We start from the raw sequence: 15,820 nt of genomic DNA on the forward strand, positions 1-15,820 counted from the left end.
ATTGAAGAGGTCAGCCGAACCGGAAGCCGGACAGGGCCTTCCCCATGACGATATCGCTGTAATCGCGAAAACCGGTATCAGTTCCCGCGGCCCCGGCAGCGAACATCAATGGCAGGAGATGTTCCGGCTGAGGGTGGCACTCCCGCGCGAACGGAGCCTGCTCCCAGTCCAGAAGACTTTTTGTGCGACGATCGGATCTCGCCTCGACTGCGCCCTGAAGCCACGTGTCGAAAGCGACCGATCTAGCATCTGATACGGCGTTTGGTCGCATCAGATGTCGCATGTTGTGGTAGGTCATGCCCGTCCCAACGATCAGAATGTTTTCATCCCGCAACGGGGCCAGAACTTCTCCGAGATGCATAACACCAGCAGCATCAAGGGTCTTGGGGAGAGAAATTTCCACAATCGGGATTTCCGCCTCAGGGAAGGCGAGCATGAAGGGAATGAAGACCCCATGATCCAGCCCGCGTGTGGCGTCTGCCGTGCAGGCCATACCCGCGTTGCGCAGAAGATCCCGGATTTTCCCGGCTACGGCAGGCGCCCCCGGAACGGGATATTCAAGTTGATAGGTATGAGGCGGAAAGCCATAATAATCGTAGATCAGCGACGGATGAGCTGCTGATCCGACGACCATATCCTGCGTCTCCCAATGTCCCGACATGACTACGATGGCGTCCGGACGGCGCGGCAGGGAGGGGCCGACAGAACGGAGATAGGCCGCCATATGGTCCCACGTCGTTCCCCACTCCATGAAGAAGCACGGGCCACCACCATGCGGCAGGAACAGGACCGGCTGCCGCATCTTGTCCTGATTTTTCAGGGTCATCTTCACTGCCTGCCTCTCCGTTCGACAGGACAGATGTTGCCACTCTCACCCAAAAAGAATAATTCCCCAATTTGGGATAGGATCTGACACCAGGAGTGTGAGGTTAATGCTTGATCGCTTCATGAGCATGCAGGTTTTCGCAAGGGTCGTGGTTCAGGGCAGCTTTTCAGGAGCCGCACGTTCTTTGGGTCTGTCGCAGACGATGGTCACGAAACATATTGCCGCTCTGGAAAGCCGGCTGGGTATCTCGCTGTTCCATCGCAGCACGCGCAGGTTGTCCCTGACCGAACCGGGCCGTCTTTTCCTCATCCGCAGTCAGAAAATCCTGACGGATCTGGAAGAGATGGAACAGGAAGTCTCGGCGGAAAATCAGGAGCCTCGCGGGCTGCTGCGCCTGAATGCGCCAGTCTCGTTCGCCATCCGGCATGTGGGACCGATCCTTCCGGAATTCAGCCGCCGCCATCCCCGCGTCACGGTGGAACTGGGGCTGGACGACCGCCGGATTGATCCGATCACGGAAGGCTGGGATCTGACGCTGCGTATCGGGCGCATGCCACCAAGTGCGTTGAGGTCGCGCCGTCTGGCGCAGGTTGATTTTGTGGTCTGCGCTTCCCCGTCCTATCTGAAAGAATGCGGCACACCCCGAACAGTGGCCGAGCTTCAGAACCATCGCTGTCTGGGCTATACGCTGGGCGATGAAATCAGCACGGCGCGCTGGAGCTTCGGTCCGAACGGCGAACGCACGGTTCCGGTGAGCGGCCCCATGCATGCCAATAACGGCGATATCCTCCGCGAGGCGGCCGTCGCCGGACAGGGTATCATCTACCAGCCGACATTCATTGTCTCGGATGAGCTGAAATCAGGTCGGCTGGTTCCGCTGCCCCTTGATGTGCCCGTCATGACGGGGCCGGAACTGCATGCCGTCTATGCGCCGACACCTCATGTCCCGCTCAAAATCCGGGCAATGATCGATTTTCTGGTTGAACGCTATGGGCCGGTTCCGCCCTGGGCGATCTGACGGAACCAGAAAAAACGTCGCTTACTGGACTGTGGCCGGAGCATTCTTCTGGCGGATCGCGGCAAATTCCGAACCGGTATTCCATTGCGGCCAGTCATGCGAGAAGGCGACGTCATGCCCGACTTTCCACACGGCCCAGACATCCTGCGCGGCACCCCGCACATCCCAGTCCGGGCTCCACGCATCACACGCCTGATGGTAGCAGGCCATATAGGCCGTCAGCCATTTGCCGCCCGCTTCGGTGCCACCTTTCAGAAGATCGAACTTCCCCGCCATATCCATGACCGCAAGCACGGGTACGCCGGCCCGTGCGAACGGCAAATGGTCAGCGCGATAGAACGCACCACGCTGAGGCATCGCTTCCGGCTGTGCCGTGCGTCCCTGAAGAGCCACGGCTGCCGCGAACTGCTCCTGAAGCGTGTCCTGCCCTGCCCCGATGATGAAGGCATTATGCGCAGGCCCTGCCATCTGGAGCACGTCCATCGTCAGGTTAGCAGCCGTCTTGTCCAGCGGCGCCAGCGGATGGGCGACGTACCAGCCTGATCCCAGCAAACCGCGCTCCTCGCCCGTCCAGGCGGCGAAGCGGATGGTGCGATCGGGCTTCGGGCCGGCCTTGAAGGCACGGGCGATTTCAAAAAGTGCGGCAATCCCCGAGCCGTCGTCGATCGCACCGCGACGGATGACGGCATGGCCCTGCGCGTCGGTGCTCTTGCCGAAAGCGTCCCAGTGAGCACCGAACATGACCGTCTCGTCCGGATATTTCGCACCCGTGATCTTGGCGAGCACGTTCTGGCTTTGAAGGCGATCCACCGTGACCGGAAGATCGGCCGAGAAGCTCGTATGTTTCAGGGTAACGGGACGGAAGCTTTCGGAACGTGCCTTGATCCGCAGGGCCTCAAGGTCCAGCCCTGCCTGCTGGAACAACGTGCTCGCGGCCTTGCCCTCAAGCCAGCCCTGAACAGGAACGGGACGGCTTTCGGTAGCGGCATGCTCCACGTCATACGCCTCACCACCCGGTGCCACGACCGTGCTCCAGGGATAGGACGCGGCTGCGGTTTCATGGATGATCAGGGCTGCGACGGCGCCCCGTCGGGCTGCTTCTTCGTATTTGTAGGTCCAGCGGCCGTAATACGTCATGGTCTTGCCGCCAAAACGACCGGAAACGGGCTCACCGGGGGCAGCATCGAAATCAGGATCGTTGACGAGGAAAACTGCAACCTTGCCCTTCAGATCCACGCTTTTGAAATCATCCCAGTGCCGCTCCGGCGCATGAACGCCATATCCCACGAAGACCATGGGAGCATTTTTGACCCTGATCCGATCTTCCGGCAGCAGCGTTGAAAGGTAGATATCCTGAAGCTGGATCAAGGAGAGCACCTTGCCGCCAGTCCGGGCACTGACCGTGCCTGTCGCGGCGGTTCTGGTCCGGACCATAGGAACGTTCTGCGTCCATCCGCCGTTTTCACCGGCCGGCTCAAGACCCAGAGCCTTGTACTGGGCGATCAGCCAAGGGAGCGTAACCTTCTCCCCTTCTGTTCCGGGCGCACGGCCTTCGAACGCATCGGACGCAAGAACCTTCATCGTCTCCGACATGCGCGACGGGCTGATTTCGGCCGTCGGATCAGCGTATCCGGCGACCGGAGCGAGAAGGACCGCTGTCAGGGCGCTGGCGAGAAGCAGGCTGCGTCGGGGAAATGTCTTCTGTGTCATGGCGAGATCATATTTTCAGTAGCGGTTTTCGGAGGAGACGTAATCGGGCTGGCATCCTGAAAAGTCGTCTGCCCAAGGCGGTCACGGCGGATATAGACGCTGCGTTCCACCGGATCGCGCCGGTACTCCTGCGCGAGAACCTTGAGCGCGCAGGACATGTAATCCGCAGGCGCCCACCTGTCCCACACATGGTAGTCATCGAAATATATGATCGGCGGGAGATCGCGCGGTAGGTCATGGCACAGATCACGCTCATAACCGCCCCATGGATGGCGCGCATAATCTGCTTCCCAAGGCAGGTATTCGTGATATTTCTTCATGGAAAGGCGCCCGGCATAAATATAGACATCCGGATTATAGGGAATAACCAGAATGCGTTCGTCTGGACGGGAATATTTCTGAATAGTCTTAACGAAACCGACATCTGTGTTTTCACGGAGGGAATGAAATCCAATCTGATGCTGCTGTTGGCGGTTCATGCCATAGGGTGATGAGATGGCATGACGCGTTCCGATGACGTAGAGGCTGCAAAAGGCCACCACAACGGCGGGTGCCAGTCGGTCATGAAACTGCAAAACCCTCATCACCATCAGAACGCAGAGTGTGAGCGCCCCCATGACGAATGTTCCATCCTGAAAGCCAAACGCCCCACGTATCTGCATCATGAGCACCGCTGCCACGCACAACAAGGCGGCCAGCTTGTGCCTGGATGTTACGAGCATGAGAATACTACCGACAAGAAAGCAGATTACAGCCAAAGATTGAATGGTGGTGTCCGGTCGGAAAGACGGAATGAGGCTCAAAAACAGGCTGCCTAAGCCCACGGCGATATAAGGAGCATAATAAAACTGGTTTGCAACAAAATGATAGGCAATCATGCCTCTCAAATCGCCATAAACCGCCATCCAAAGGCCGCAGAGGCCAAGCGCAACTCCCGCGCCCGACAGAATATCAAAGATCCCGGCCCAGTAAGCTGGACGTCGTACGGCAATGACGACGAGCCCCAGCAAAGCAGCCGTAGGTGCAAAAGAATACGCGGTGAGCGGCAGGAGTGCGATACAGGCCCCACCCAGTCTCGCCTGCCAGCACCCGACATGTTCTTCAAGTAAAACCGGAAGAACCAGAACTGACATGAGAACTGCAAGAAGATCACCGCCAATAGTCCAGTAACTGTCCATATTGAATGCCTGAAGCATCCACTGGGCTGCCATTGCTGCAAGCCATGCAGCAACCGTGAGGAAGCGCGTTGACCACTTATGAAAAACCGGAGACAGGAATACCGCCGTTGCACTGCCCATCGTGCAGACAATCGGGATGAGGCGCAGGAGATAGGCGTGACGGAAATCGGCCACCAATCCGACGAGCCATGACAATACAAAAATCAGCGGACCGTGAGCGTCTATATAATCGCGATAAAGGATATCACCTTTCACAATGGCCAAGCCGCCCAGGATGTGACCGGATTCATCCCCGAAAGAAGGCGTTCCAAGGCCGTAGAATGCTTTCAGGCCAAAATACAGCACAGCAAGCGTCGCCAGAAATGGGCCGCATAAAGAAAGCAGGCTCATTCTGCGCAGAAATATTGGCATGACCCACGCCCTGAAAGAAAAAATGGGCGGAAAAGACCAGATTTTTCCGCCCGACAACAAATTACTTGTTCTGTTCTGAAACGAGGCCGCGATGCACCAGCATCGGCGTGATATCAGGGTCCTTGCCGTAGAAGGCCTTGAACATCGGGCCGTAATCCATGGTGTGCCCCTTCGAGAGGATCATGTCACGGAAGCGCTGTCCGTTCTCGCGCGTCAGGCCACCATGATCCTGGAACCACGCGAACACGTCCTGGTCCAGCATTTCCGTCCATAGATAAGCGTAATAGCCAGCTGAATATCCGTTGGACCAGATGTGCAGGAAGTAACTGGAACGATAGCGCGGCGGAACGGCTGCAACGTCCAGCCCCGTGCTGTTCAGCGCATCGCTTTCAAATTTGTCCACGTCCTGAAGCTGTGCCGTTGCGGGCAGACTGTGCCATTTCATGTCCAGCTCGGCTGCAGCAACGATTTCACCCAGCGCGTAGCCCTGATTGAAATGCGACGCCTTGCGGATTTTCTCGACCAGAGCGGCCGGCATTGGAGCACCGGTCTTGTAGTGATGGGCGTAATGCGACAGCACTTTCGGGTCCAGCGCCCAGTTCTCGTTGAACTGTGACGGGAACTCGACGAAATCCCGCGCCACGCTGGTACCGGAGAGCGACGGATAGGTCTGATCCGCGAACAAACCATGCAGCGCATGACCGAATTCGTGGAACATGGTCGTCACATCATCAGATGTAATGAGCTGTGGCTGACCCGGAGCCGCCTTGGTGAAATTGGCAACGTTGTAGATAACAGGCTTCGTACCAAGCAGCTTTGACTGCCCAACGAAGTTGGACATCCAGGCGCCGCCGGACTTGTTGTCCCGCTTGAAGTAATCGAAATACATCAGACCAAGCGGAGAGCCATCTTTGTCATGAACTTCAAAGACCATGACATCCGGCTGATAGACGGGGATATCCGTCCGTTGCTGGAACGTGATCCCGTAAAGCTGGTTGGCGGCAAAGAACACACCATCTGTAAGGACCGTCTTGAGTTCGAAATACGGCTTGATTTCATCCTGATCGAGATTGTACTTCGCGCGGCGTACCTGAGCGGAATAGTGCTCCCAGTCCCAGGGTTTCAGGTCAAACCTGTCGCCATCCTTACGAATGGTGGCCTGAAGAACCCCGGCTTCACGTTTCTGCTCCGCAGCCGTTGCCGGGACAAGCTGCTGCATGAAGTTTTCCGCAGATTCCGGGGTCTTCGCCATCTGATCATACAGCGTATAGGCAGCAAAATTCGGATACCCGAAAAGTGCAGCCTTCTGGGCACGGAGCTGCGCCAGTTCGGCGATCGTGGCGCGGGTATCGTTCTCGTCCCCCTTTTCCGCCCGGGTCCAGCTCTGCTCGAACAGGGCCTGACGGGTTTCACGGTTCGTCAGGGATGACAGATCCGGCTGCTGCGTCGTGTTCTGAAGCGGGATGACCCATTTTCCGGTCAGCTTACGCTCCTGCGCGGTTTTGGCAGCAGAAGCGATCCCATTGGCGTCCATGCCTGCCAGTGCCTTTTCGCTATCCACGACCAGCGCGCCGTTCTTCGCACTCGCAATCAGCTTCTGTTCGTACTGCGTCTCGAGATTGGACAGACGAGTATTGATCGCACGCAGCTTCGTCTTGTCAGCGGCGGAAAGCTGCGCCCCGGCATGCACGAACTGCTGATAATAAATATCCAGAAGCTGCGCCTGTTCGAGAGTCAGCGTCAGCTTTTCCCGACGGTCATACAGCGACTTCACGCGCGCGAAGAGCTTCGCATTCAGATAGACTTCATCTTCATGAGCCGTCAGACGCGGCGCTTCCTGGCTCTGTACCTTGTCCAGCGCATCATCCGTATTGGCCTGATAGACGCCATAAAACGTCATCTGCACCCGGTTGAGCGTCTGGCCCGCGCGTTCCATGGCACCAATGGTGTTCTCGAATGTCGGGGCCGCACGATTACTGGCAATCGCATTGATCTCACGCAGATGCTCGGCCATTCCGCGCTCGAACGCCGGCGCGTAGTCACTGTCCTTGATCTGATCGAAGCGGGGAGCCTGAAAGGGCAGTGTGCTTGCCGAGAAAAACGGGTTTGTAGCGGCAGCATGCGCTTCAGCCGAAAGAGAAAAAGCTGAAACCGCAACAACTGCGGCAAGCCTGAAATTGAAAGCCATGAAATCGCCTGTAGCATTCGTGTTGATTCCGAACCGTATGGGGTTCACGAGGGATCGTCAAACAACCGCACCGACAGCCGGAAAGGGCGCAAAACTAGCCAGTTGGTGCTTGACGCCATTTTCTCCTTGGTGCGCGCGAACGCCCCTCCCTAGACCGGGAGGGTGTGTTGGCACAGCCGCCTTTCATGGCGGTTTTTTCATAGCCGGAGAGAACAATGGACTGGACATCACTGTTCCAGACAATCCTGCCCTATCTGCCTGCCAGATATGCTGGCGATATCATTTCAATCATCACTTTTCTGATTGCTGCGGCCGCTCTGGCTCTTCGCTTCTGGAAACCACCGTCCAGCAACTCGAAGTTTCTGCCTCTCTTCCGCATTGTCAGTACGATTGCTCAGGCAAAAGGCTGGAATACCAGTGCCTATCAGCCGGACGCGAAAGCCATCATGGTGCCCATCGGGTCTTCACGGGCGGACGAAGCCGCAAAGCTGGGGCTGGACAAAGTCTCAACACATCCAAAAGCCAATGAGGCTCCCCGGCGCGCCGAATAAATTTCTGGCCGATCGTGTAGCCTGCCTGAATACAATTTCATTTTCAAAATTCACAGCCGCCTTTCGGGCGGCTTTTTTATTTCTGGAGCATTAATTGATGCGTAACCGTCTTATTGCACTGAGCCTTGGCGTCGTTCTTCTTGCCTCTACGAGCGCCTGCACCACAACTGGCAGCACAACCACCTTCAACACCCAGGCCCTGAGCAGTGACGCCGCTGCCATCGCCTATGCGGTTCAGGCCATCGAGAGCATTCCGGAACTGGAAAGCCATCTTTCCGACAGCGACAAGGCCCAGTTCGACAACCTGATTGCACAGATCAAGAGCGTGACCGCTCAGGTCGCCGCCAATTCGAACGGCTCCATTACTGTGACGACCGGCAAGGACTGGGCAAAGAGCCTGGGGACTGATCTACAGACCCTGCTCACCATCGCAATGCCGATCGTGAAGGTCTACTCACCGTCAACGGCAGGCTATATGTCGACGGTTTCCGCCATGATCCCGCTGATCGAAGCCCTCGCAGGTGTCACGGCCGTTCCTTTTGCGGCCACGTCGCAGTCGCCTGAACTGATCCGCGCCCGGATTTATCAGGGCGCCTGACGCTCCGCCGCCTTCCCCATCCCATAAACCGAGTACAGGAATGGTTCACCTGAGCCGCTCCTGTATTCATATTTCTGCCGGAGTTGTCCATGTCACGATGCCTTGGCAAACTTGCGCCCAAGCATGATCTGCGAACCTACCGTCTTGCCCCTATGCTGGCCGCACGCCTCCCCACTGTTCCCACGCAGAAGGACTGGTCCAACAGCGTGCCCTATCAGATGTGGGGAAACGACCGATATGGCTGCTGTGCATTCGCCGCTCATGCTGCCCTGACGGCCACATGGACTCACGCCGCACAGGCACTGGTTGTACTATCCACGGACATGGTGCTGAACAACTATGCTGCCGTTACCGGCTTCGACCCGCAGACAGGTGCGCGGGACAACGGTACGGTCCTGCTGGACGAATTGAATTTCTGGCTGCGCGAAGGTCTGCATCGTCCAGGTCAGACACTGGATTACCTGACGGCTTACGGCACGATCGATCCGCAGGACTGTGAGAGTATCCGCCGCGGTATCTGTTATCTCGGAGGTGTGCTCGCTGGCATTCAGGTGCCGCAGGGATTCATGGACCTGCCGCTGGGAGCAACATGGGACTGGAACGCCATTTCCAACAGGACGCCGGTGGGGGGGCATGCCATTGCGCTTGTAGGCTACGATCCTGAAGGACTTTTCTTCAATACGTGGGGCACGCGCACATTCATGCCGTGGGACACATTCACCAAAATTGCCGACGAATCCTATGGCCTGCTGTCGCGCCAGAACTGGATCGGCATTCCGGGAACATCACCGAATGGCGAAGGGTTTGACGCGCTTCTTGCAGAAGTGAGGGGCGTATGAGGAACGGCATTTTTGTCGGTTGTACAATCCTGGCTTCTGCTCTCCTTGGTGGATGTTCAGCCGGGTCTCCTGCTCCCGTCACGATCAGCGAAGCCATTTCGGGCATCCAGATGGATCTGACGAAAACAGGCGTTGTCAGCACGTCCCATGTGCAGGAGTGGACAGCCGAGCAAGAACGGGGGTTTGACACGAATGTTCGGGTCCTCCAGTGCAATCAGCAGGTCCCCGACCCGGTCGTAGCCATGATCTCGGGGCCGGTAACGCTGTCCCTAACTGGAAGTTTTACGTCTTCAGGGAGTTTTTCGGTCAGCAATTCCGGCACGATGCCCGTTTTCGGACTTCAGGCAGACACGAGCCATACCAAGGCCCAGACGCTCAATCTGCCGGTCCAGTTCGTACCGCTTTCCGCGCTACCGGATGCGGAAATGGCCCGGGAAGTCGGATACGCTGGCGATCTTCTTGCACAGAGCGATGCGGTGCGTCAGGCTGAAGGAACGCGCATTACGGCTAACCGGGATGCTCTGGCACAGCATGTCAGGAAACTGGTCGGACTGTTTCCCTCGTCATGCACCAAAGATCCGGTTCATCCTTTCGTGGGCATACAGTATCTTCCGTAAAAGCCCGGTACTCATCACTCAGACAGGCGCAGAAAGACCAAGGGCCCTTCCGGCTGCCGTCGCGATATCATGGCGTAATTGCACGACGCTGTGCCCGCCTGAGGGGTGCACCCGGTTGGTGAGGATCAGCACATAGCTGTCACTGTCCGGGTCAATCCAGAGAGACGTTCCCGTAAAACCGGTATGACCGAAGGAGTGATAGGAAAACACATCGCCGCGCGGAGAAGAATAATGGGTGTCGATATCCCAGCCCAGTCCCCGAAGCTCGGTCTTACCTGCCGGCTGTTGAGGCGTGATCATGAGTTTGAGAGTGTCCTGACGCAAAGGAAAATGGCTCGGACGCCCTTTAAGGCGATCCAGAAGGGCCTGCGCGTAAACTGACATATCCTTCGCATCGGAGAACAGCCCCGCATTCCCGACGGCTCCTCCCATCCTGCGGGCAGTTGGGTCGTGAACCACACCACGTAGCATCACACCCTGTTCGTCATATTGCGTTGGAGCAATGACAGGGCGCAGACTGACTGCTGGGAGATACCCGGAATTCGTCATGCCCAGCGGGTCAAGGATATTGAGGCGGGCATACAGATCGAGTGACAGGCCGCTCAGTTTTTCAACCAGAAGCCCCAGTGCAATGTAATTGATGTCACTATAAACGAATTTCTCGCCCGGCGGATTTATGAGCGGCGACGTCAAGACCCGCCTGCTCCCCTCAGCCTTGCCACTCCAAGGATCATTCAGGGGAATATCAGGTGGCAATCCGGAATAATGGGTCAGAAGCAGGCGAATGGTAATATCGCCTTTTCCATTTACAGAAAATTCAGGGAGATACTGACTGACACGATCATCGATCTGAAGCTTCTGGCGTTCAACCAGTTGCATGACTGCCAGCGCTGTCATGGTCGGTTTGGTAAGGGACGCCATGTCGAAATGCGTGTCCCAGTCCAGAGGCTCTGGGGTCGGAACAAGCGCGCGCCTGCCATATACAAAGCGATGCACGATCTTTTCGTCATGGCCAATGGCGACAACAACGCCCGGAGCCTCGCCTTTTTTGACGGCGGCGCGTACCAGAGAATCTACTCCGGAGTAAGGTTTACCGGGTCCGGCACAAGCGGCAACCTGGCTGACACAGAGAGCGGCTCCTCCAAGAAGAACCTGACGTCGTTTCATAAAAATACGATCTGTCCCAGCGAGCATGTCCGACATGTTTTCTGTTTTTCCCCACCCATCCTGCGGAACCGGAACACTAGCTGTTTTTTTCGAGTACGCAACAGAATGTCGCTGATATGTTTCATCAGTCATGGTTTCAAGGCTGCTTCTCCTGTATGACGCCAATCATTCCTGCAAACTGTTCTTCAGTGAGAGTGGTGTCATTTGTTCAAGAAGCACCAAGCCCTTCCGTCATTCACAAGCGCACCTGTGATATACACACTGTCACTGTTGTTTGGTCTGTTTCAGGCATTGCAGTGCTTTCCACTTTCCCTGATCGGTGGACAGGTTCCGGCCTCAGTCCAGACTGATCACGGCGATTTTCTGCAACATATCATCGGCCAGATCTATTTTCTGAGGGAAGGATGGCACTGGCCCATCCTGATGGACCAACAGCTTGATGCACCCTCGGGAACGAATATCGCCCTGACAGACAGTATTCCTCTGGAAGCGTTATTTCTGAAGGTCGTACATCCGCTTTTTCCGAATATGATGCAGGGAATAACGCTTTATCTGGCGCTCTGCTGGACACTTCAACCGGTCTGTGCCGTTTTTGCGCTGCGTTCTCTTGGCGAAAAGCGCCTGCTTCCTGCGATTACCATCGCAGTTCTAAGCGCCTGCTTCCCGACATTCCTGAACAGAATTGGTCACGCTGCGCTTTGCGGGCAATGGATCCTGCTTCTGGCGATCGGCCTGTATTTCAGAGCTACGCGACCAGGTGCTGGCCGTGGGCCAGTCTGGATACTGGCCGCTCTGACAACCCTGACCCTGCTGGTACATCCCTATCTGATGGTCATGGCAGGCGCCATCCTTGGGGCGGTTCCCCTGACGTTCCTGCTGCGGGACAGAAGCTGGCGGACCTGTGGAACTGCGACAATCGCCACAGCGGTATCCGGGTTGAGCATTATCATCATTGGATCATTTCTGGGCTACTGGGGAGGATCAAGCGGAGGTGGCTATGGGTTCTATTCCATGAACCTCGCCTCACCGTTCTGGCCAGTGCACTCCAGCCTTTTCCCGTTCGTTTCTGGCGGCCCGGTCGAAGCAACAGGTGGCCAATATGAAGGCTATCAATATCTTGGGGCTGGCGTCTTACTGCTGCTGGCGATGCTATTATTGAGGCGCAGAGGCCTTGCGCTTGTGACGCAGCTTCCCAAGCAGCATGCGGGACTTCTTCTGGCCTGTCTCGCACTGACAGTTATTGCTGCCTCGAACCGGGTCTATTTCCTTCATATTCCAGTACTCCTAACCCATTTCAGGGTTCCTGGGGCGGAGCAGATGCGCTCCTCAGGGCGAATGTTCTGGCCGGTCGCCTATCTGATAATGCTGGGGGCCGTCTATGGCCTGTGCCGTGCCTGGCCGAGGGCCTGGCCACTCATCATGCTTGCAGGAATTGCCCTTCAGTGGCGTGATACACGGGACATCCGTACTGGTGATCATCAGGCGGAAATAGGGCTTCTCGCTCCAGCGACGCACGAAGATGAGCGGTTTTTCTCACTGATGCGCCCTTTCAACAGGATTGAGATCCATCCGCGACTGGAATGCGACGGCGTCAATTCGCCTTACGTCATGCCATTCATTTATGCAGCCGCTCGACAGAACGCCACGGTCAATACGATGTATACGGCGCGACTGTCGCCTGAAACCGCATGCCAGGCCTCTACAGAACGCCCTCACCCTCTGGACAAGCAGACCCTTGTCATTCTGACCGGTGCCTCTCAGCAAATTCACGCAATCCACTGGGCAGCCCTCGAAAACGCTCACTGTGGCGTCAGGGACAAAGCTACGTTCTGCGTCTCATCTGATATCCCGCTTCCGGCATATCTCTCAGACGTGCCTGAAGCAGCCACAATCCCTGTAGACCAGCAAATCTTTACTGCCGGTTCCGAGCAAAAGAGCGAAGAAATTCTGGCTGGCGGATGGTCCCATCCAGAGGATTGGGGTGTATGGAGCGAGACGACCGACCCTTCTCTCTATTTTCATTTGCCAGCAGACGTTCATACCGCGTCTCTTGGGCTTCGGATGCGCTCTACGCCCGGCAAACCCCAGCATGTTACAGTTTTTCTGGACGGCAAACAGATCGCCGGTTGGGATGTTCAGCCAAACGAAGCTGACTACGAAACAAGTTTTGCCATCCCATCCAGTACAAATGCCGTCAGCCTGCAACTCCAGATCAGCAATCCCATTCAGATTGGGAAAGACCCTCGTCTGCTCGGTGTGGCTCTTCTTGGATTGAGGTTACACAAGCTGGACTGACAGGCGCCCCAGCGACGTACTTCACTGATATGGCTGCAGTCAGTAAGTACGTCGCAATACGTAAATGGGCCTCTGCTTGGTCTCCATGTAAATTCGTCCGATATACTCGCCCAGCATGCCAATACTGATGATCTGCACACTGCTGAAAAAGATGATCGCCACAAACAGGGACGCATAGCCTGGTACAGGATTGCCCCATACGATTGTCCTGAAGACGATGAAAAGCGCATAGAGGATAGCTAGCATTGCCCCCATTGTTCCGAGATACGTCCAAAGCCGGATGGGAACAGAAGAGAAGCTTGTGAAGCCTTCAAGCGCAAAATTCCATAGGGAATAACCCGAGAATTTCGTCATTCCTGCCGCTCTGGGCGCCCGGACATAATCAATCGTGACCGTTCGGAAGCCTACCCATGCGAAAAGGCCTTTCATAAAGCGCTGACGTTCTGGCAATCTTTTGAGTGCATCGACCACACATCGATCCATCAGCCGGAAATCCCCTACATTTTCCGGAATCTGAATATGCGCGAGCCGATTATGCAGTGAGTAGAACCAGGATGCCGTCCTGCGCTTGAGGATGCTGTCCGTAGAGCGGTCGATCCGCTTTCCCAAGACGACTTCCGCGCCCTCACGCCAGAATTGAACCATCTTTGGAATGATTTCGGGAGGATCCTGAAGGTCGGCATCAATGATAATGACTGCCTCCCCTGTCGCAGCATCGAGACCAGCCGTCAGAGCCGCTTCCTTCCCAAAATTACGCGACAGTTCGAGCACTCTGAAACGCCTGTCGGTTTCCGAAAGCCCGATCAGTTCGCGCAGCGTTGCGTCGCTGCTGCCGTCATCCACGCAGACGATTTCCCAGTCCGTTTCCGGAGTACCATCAAGAACAGGTATGATGCTCCGCACGAAATGCGTGATGGCAGCTTCTTCGTTGTAGAAAGGAACAATCAGGGAAATCTGGCTGGCCATACAGGTTTTCAAAGTCCAAATCGTGACAGATCGATCATATCAGAAATATGTCCGTAACATGCAGCCATCACTTCAGGAACAGAGCATAAATCCCCCTGATGCCTTAGCACGGGCTTCGCGGCTTTCCTGAGCATTGATCTTTTGCCTGCAGCCGATAAGGTGCCCTTCAAGAAAGTGGCAGGATGCCCGTCGCATCTTGCCCATAACCAGTTGTTTTCAAATGTCGCGTTCTGCCAGCCTCTCCGCTTTTCAAGGTGCCGGGAATGTCAGAACCAGAAATACAGAGGCCATGACAGACCAGACCAAGACAGGCCCATCTGCCGCACAGCCTACAGACAGAACGCCACAATGGCATCTGCAGGGTGAGCAGACTGCGCCGGTCATGGTGCTCAGCGGAACATGGCAGGCCCGGACTGGCAACATCCCGGTTTTCCCAAAAGACGGGCTAAAAAAGGCTCCCGGCGCGCATCTGTCTTTCCAGACCTCTGATGTCCAGGCCTGGGATACAGGATTGGTGGCCTTCCTGTGGGATCTCAAACGCGTCGCCCATGATGCCGGCATCAGTCTGGACATGCAGACGCTGCCCGGCCCGATGCGCCAGTTGCTGGAACTCCTTCCGGAAGCCCCTGACGACCCGGTCCACCACAAAAAGCCCCGCGCCCCATTTCTGGAAACCGTGGGCGGCCACGCCATCGCCTCCATGTCAGAAGTCGGCGTGGTATCCGAACTGGGTGCCCTAACGGCAAAGGGCGCAGTGCAGACTGTCCTTGGACGAAGCCGGATGCGCATGGTCGATCTTCTGGCCAATACCAGTGATGCAGGCCCTTATGCCCTGCTGATCGTGGGCATCGTCAATTTTCTGATCGGTGCGATCCTGGCATTCGTGGGTGCGGTCGAACTCCAGAAATTTGCTGCAGGCATTTATGTTGCCAGTCTGGTCGGTATAGCGATGGTGCGCGAAATGGCCGCCGTCATGACTGCCATCATCATGGCCGGGCGCACAGGGGGCGCCTATGCCGCGCGGATTTCCACCATGCAGGGCAACGAGGAAATCGACGCCCTGAACGTTTTCGGTATCCCGACCTCGACCTACCTGATCCTGCCAGCTGTCCTGTCGCTGATCATCACGATGCCCTTCCTCTACCTGTACGGATGCCTCATCGGCATGCTGGGTGGCTTCGTCGTGGCCATCTCCATGCTGGACATCACGGCCGCAGGCTATTTCCATCAGACAATTACCGCTTTCGGGATCGGGCAGTTCATTTTCGGCTTCACCAAAAGCCTCGTCTTCGGTGCCTTTATCGGTCTGACAAGCTGCCGGATCGGCCTGAAAGCCGGACGTTCCGCCGCTGATGTCGGCATCGCGGCCACACGGGCCGTGGTCGTGGGGATCGTGGGCGTTATCGCAATTGACGCCATTTTTGCCGTCATCGCCGATGTTCTGGGGATCTGACCG

The 15,820-nt window shown here is 56.5% G+C and carries 13 protein-coding genes; 7 read left to right on the forward strand and 6 right to left on the reverse strand.

Annotation, left to right across the window (positions count from 1 at the left end; genetic code table 11):
• Positions 1-10: 10 nt before the first annotated feature.
• Positions 11-826, reverse strand: a complete 816-nt coding sequence (locus JK202_RS07865) for a class III extradiol ring-cleavage dioxygenase (protein ID WP_211559897.1) — start codon at positions 824-826, stop codon at positions 11-13.
• 106 nt (positions 827-932) lie between these two features.
• Here JK202_RS07865 and JK202_RS07870 point away from each other — a divergent pair, with 106 nt between their 5' ends.
• On the forward strand, positions 933-1,844 hold the full coding sequence (locus JK202_RS07870; RefSeq protein WP_211559899.1) for a LysR family transcriptional regulator: 912 nt from the start codon (positions 933-935) through the stop codon (positions 1,842-1,844).
• Between the two features lie 21 nt (positions 1,845-1,865).
• On the opposite strand, the gene JK202_RS07875 is transcribed toward JK202_RS07870, so the two are convergent.
• The 3 genes from JK202_RS07875 to JK202_RS07885 all read right to left on the reverse strand — a co-directional run bounded on the left by JK202_RS07875 (position 1,866) and on the right by JK202_RS07885 (position 7,331).
• Positions 1,866-3,554, reverse strand: coding sequence for a M28 family metallopeptidase (locus tag JK202_RS07875; RefSeq protein ID WP_211559900.1), 1,689 nt, complete (start codon positions 3,552-3,554; stop codon positions 1,866-1,868).
• Positions 3,551-5,122, reverse strand: a complete 1,572-nt coding sequence (locus tag JK202_RS16230) for a hypothetical protein (RefSeq protein WP_249199792.1) — start codon at positions 5,120-5,122, stop codon at positions 3,551-3,553. Before JK202_RS16230 ends, JK202_RS07875 begins: the two co-directional genes overlap by 4 nt.
• A gap of 82 nt (positions 5,123-5,204) precedes the next feature.
• Positions 5,205-7,331 carry a M3 family metallopeptidase gene (locus JK202_RS07885; protein WP_211559902.1) on the reverse strand — a complete coding sequence of 709 codons (2,127 nt, stop codon included), beginning with the start codon at positions 7,329-7,331 and terminating at the stop codon, positions 5,205-5,207.
• 215 nt (positions 7,332-7,546) lie between these two features.
• Between JK202_RS07885 and JK202_RS07890 the strand changes: the two genes are divergently transcribed.
• The 4 genes from JK202_RS07890 (at position 7,547) to JK202_RS07905 (ending at position 9,936) form a co-directional block, all read left to right on the forward strand.
• On the forward strand, positions 7,547-7,882 hold the full coding sequence (locus tag JK202_RS07890; RefSeq protein ID WP_211559904.1) for a hypothetical protein: 336 nt from the start codon (positions 7,547-7,549) through the stop codon (positions 7,880-7,882).
• 97 nt (positions 7,883-7,979) lie between these two features.
• Positions 7,980-8,480 carry a hypothetical protein gene (locus JK202_RS07895; protein WP_211559906.1) on the forward strand — a complete coding sequence of 167 codons (501 nt, stop codon included), beginning with the start codon at positions 7,980-7,982 and terminating at the stop codon, positions 8,478-8,480.
• 89 nt (positions 8,481-8,569) lie between these two features.
• Positions 8,570-9,319: a hypothetical protein gene (locus JK202_RS07900; RefSeq protein WP_211559908.1), complete on the forward strand. Its 750-nt coding sequence runs from the start codon at positions 8,570-8,572 to the stop codon at positions 9,317-9,319.
• Positions 9,316-9,936 (forward strand): hypothetical protein, encoded by a 621-nt coding sequence (locus JK202_RS07905; RefSeq protein WP_211559910.1) that lies wholly within the window; start codon positions 9,316-9,318, stop codon positions 9,934-9,936. Before JK202_RS07900 ends, JK202_RS07905 begins: the two co-directional genes overlap by 4 nt.
• 18 nt (positions 9,937-9,954) lie before the next feature.
• Here the strand turns inward: JK202_RS07905 and JK202_RS07910 are convergent, their stop codons facing one another.
• Positions 9,955-11,103 carry a serine hydrolase gene (locus JK202_RS07910; RefSeq protein ID WP_249199793.1) on the reverse strand — a complete coding sequence of 383 codons (1,149 nt, stop codon included), beginning with the start codon at positions 11,101-11,103 and terminating at the stop codon, positions 9,955-9,957.
• Positions 11,104-11,352: 249 nt separating this feature from the next.
• On the opposite strand from JK202_RS07910, the gene JK202_RS07915 reads away from it, so the two are divergent.
• A complete protein-coding gene (locus tag JK202_RS07915; RefSeq protein ID WP_211559912.1) occupies positions 11,353-13,398 on the forward strand; it encodes a DUF6311 domain-containing protein in 2,046 nt (681 codons plus the stop codon).
• A gap of 39 nt (positions 13,399-13,437) precedes the next feature.
• Here JK202_RS07915 and JK202_RS07920 read toward each other — a convergent pair whose 3' ends face one another.
• Entirely contained in the window at positions 13,438-14,364 is a 927-nt protein-coding gene (locus JK202_RS07920) for a glycosyltransferase family 2 protein (RefSeq protein WP_211559914.1), read from the reverse strand.
• A 289-nt stretch (positions 14,365-14,653) separates the two neighbouring features.
• Here JK202_RS07920 and JK202_RS07925 point away from each other — a divergent pair, with 289 nt between their 5' ends.
• On the forward strand, positions 14,654-15,817 hold the full coding sequence (locus tag JK202_RS07925) for an ABC transporter permease (RefSeq protein ID WP_211559916.1): 1,164 nt from the start codon (positions 14,654-14,656) through the stop codon (positions 15,815-15,817).
• Positions 15,818-15,820 lie beyond the last annotated feature (3 nt).

Origin of the sequence: Gluconobacter sp. Dm-62, assembly GCF_018256155.1 — a bacterium.
GTDB lineage: Bacteria > Pseudomonadota > Alphaproteobacteria > Acetobacterales > Acetobacteraceae > Gluconobacter.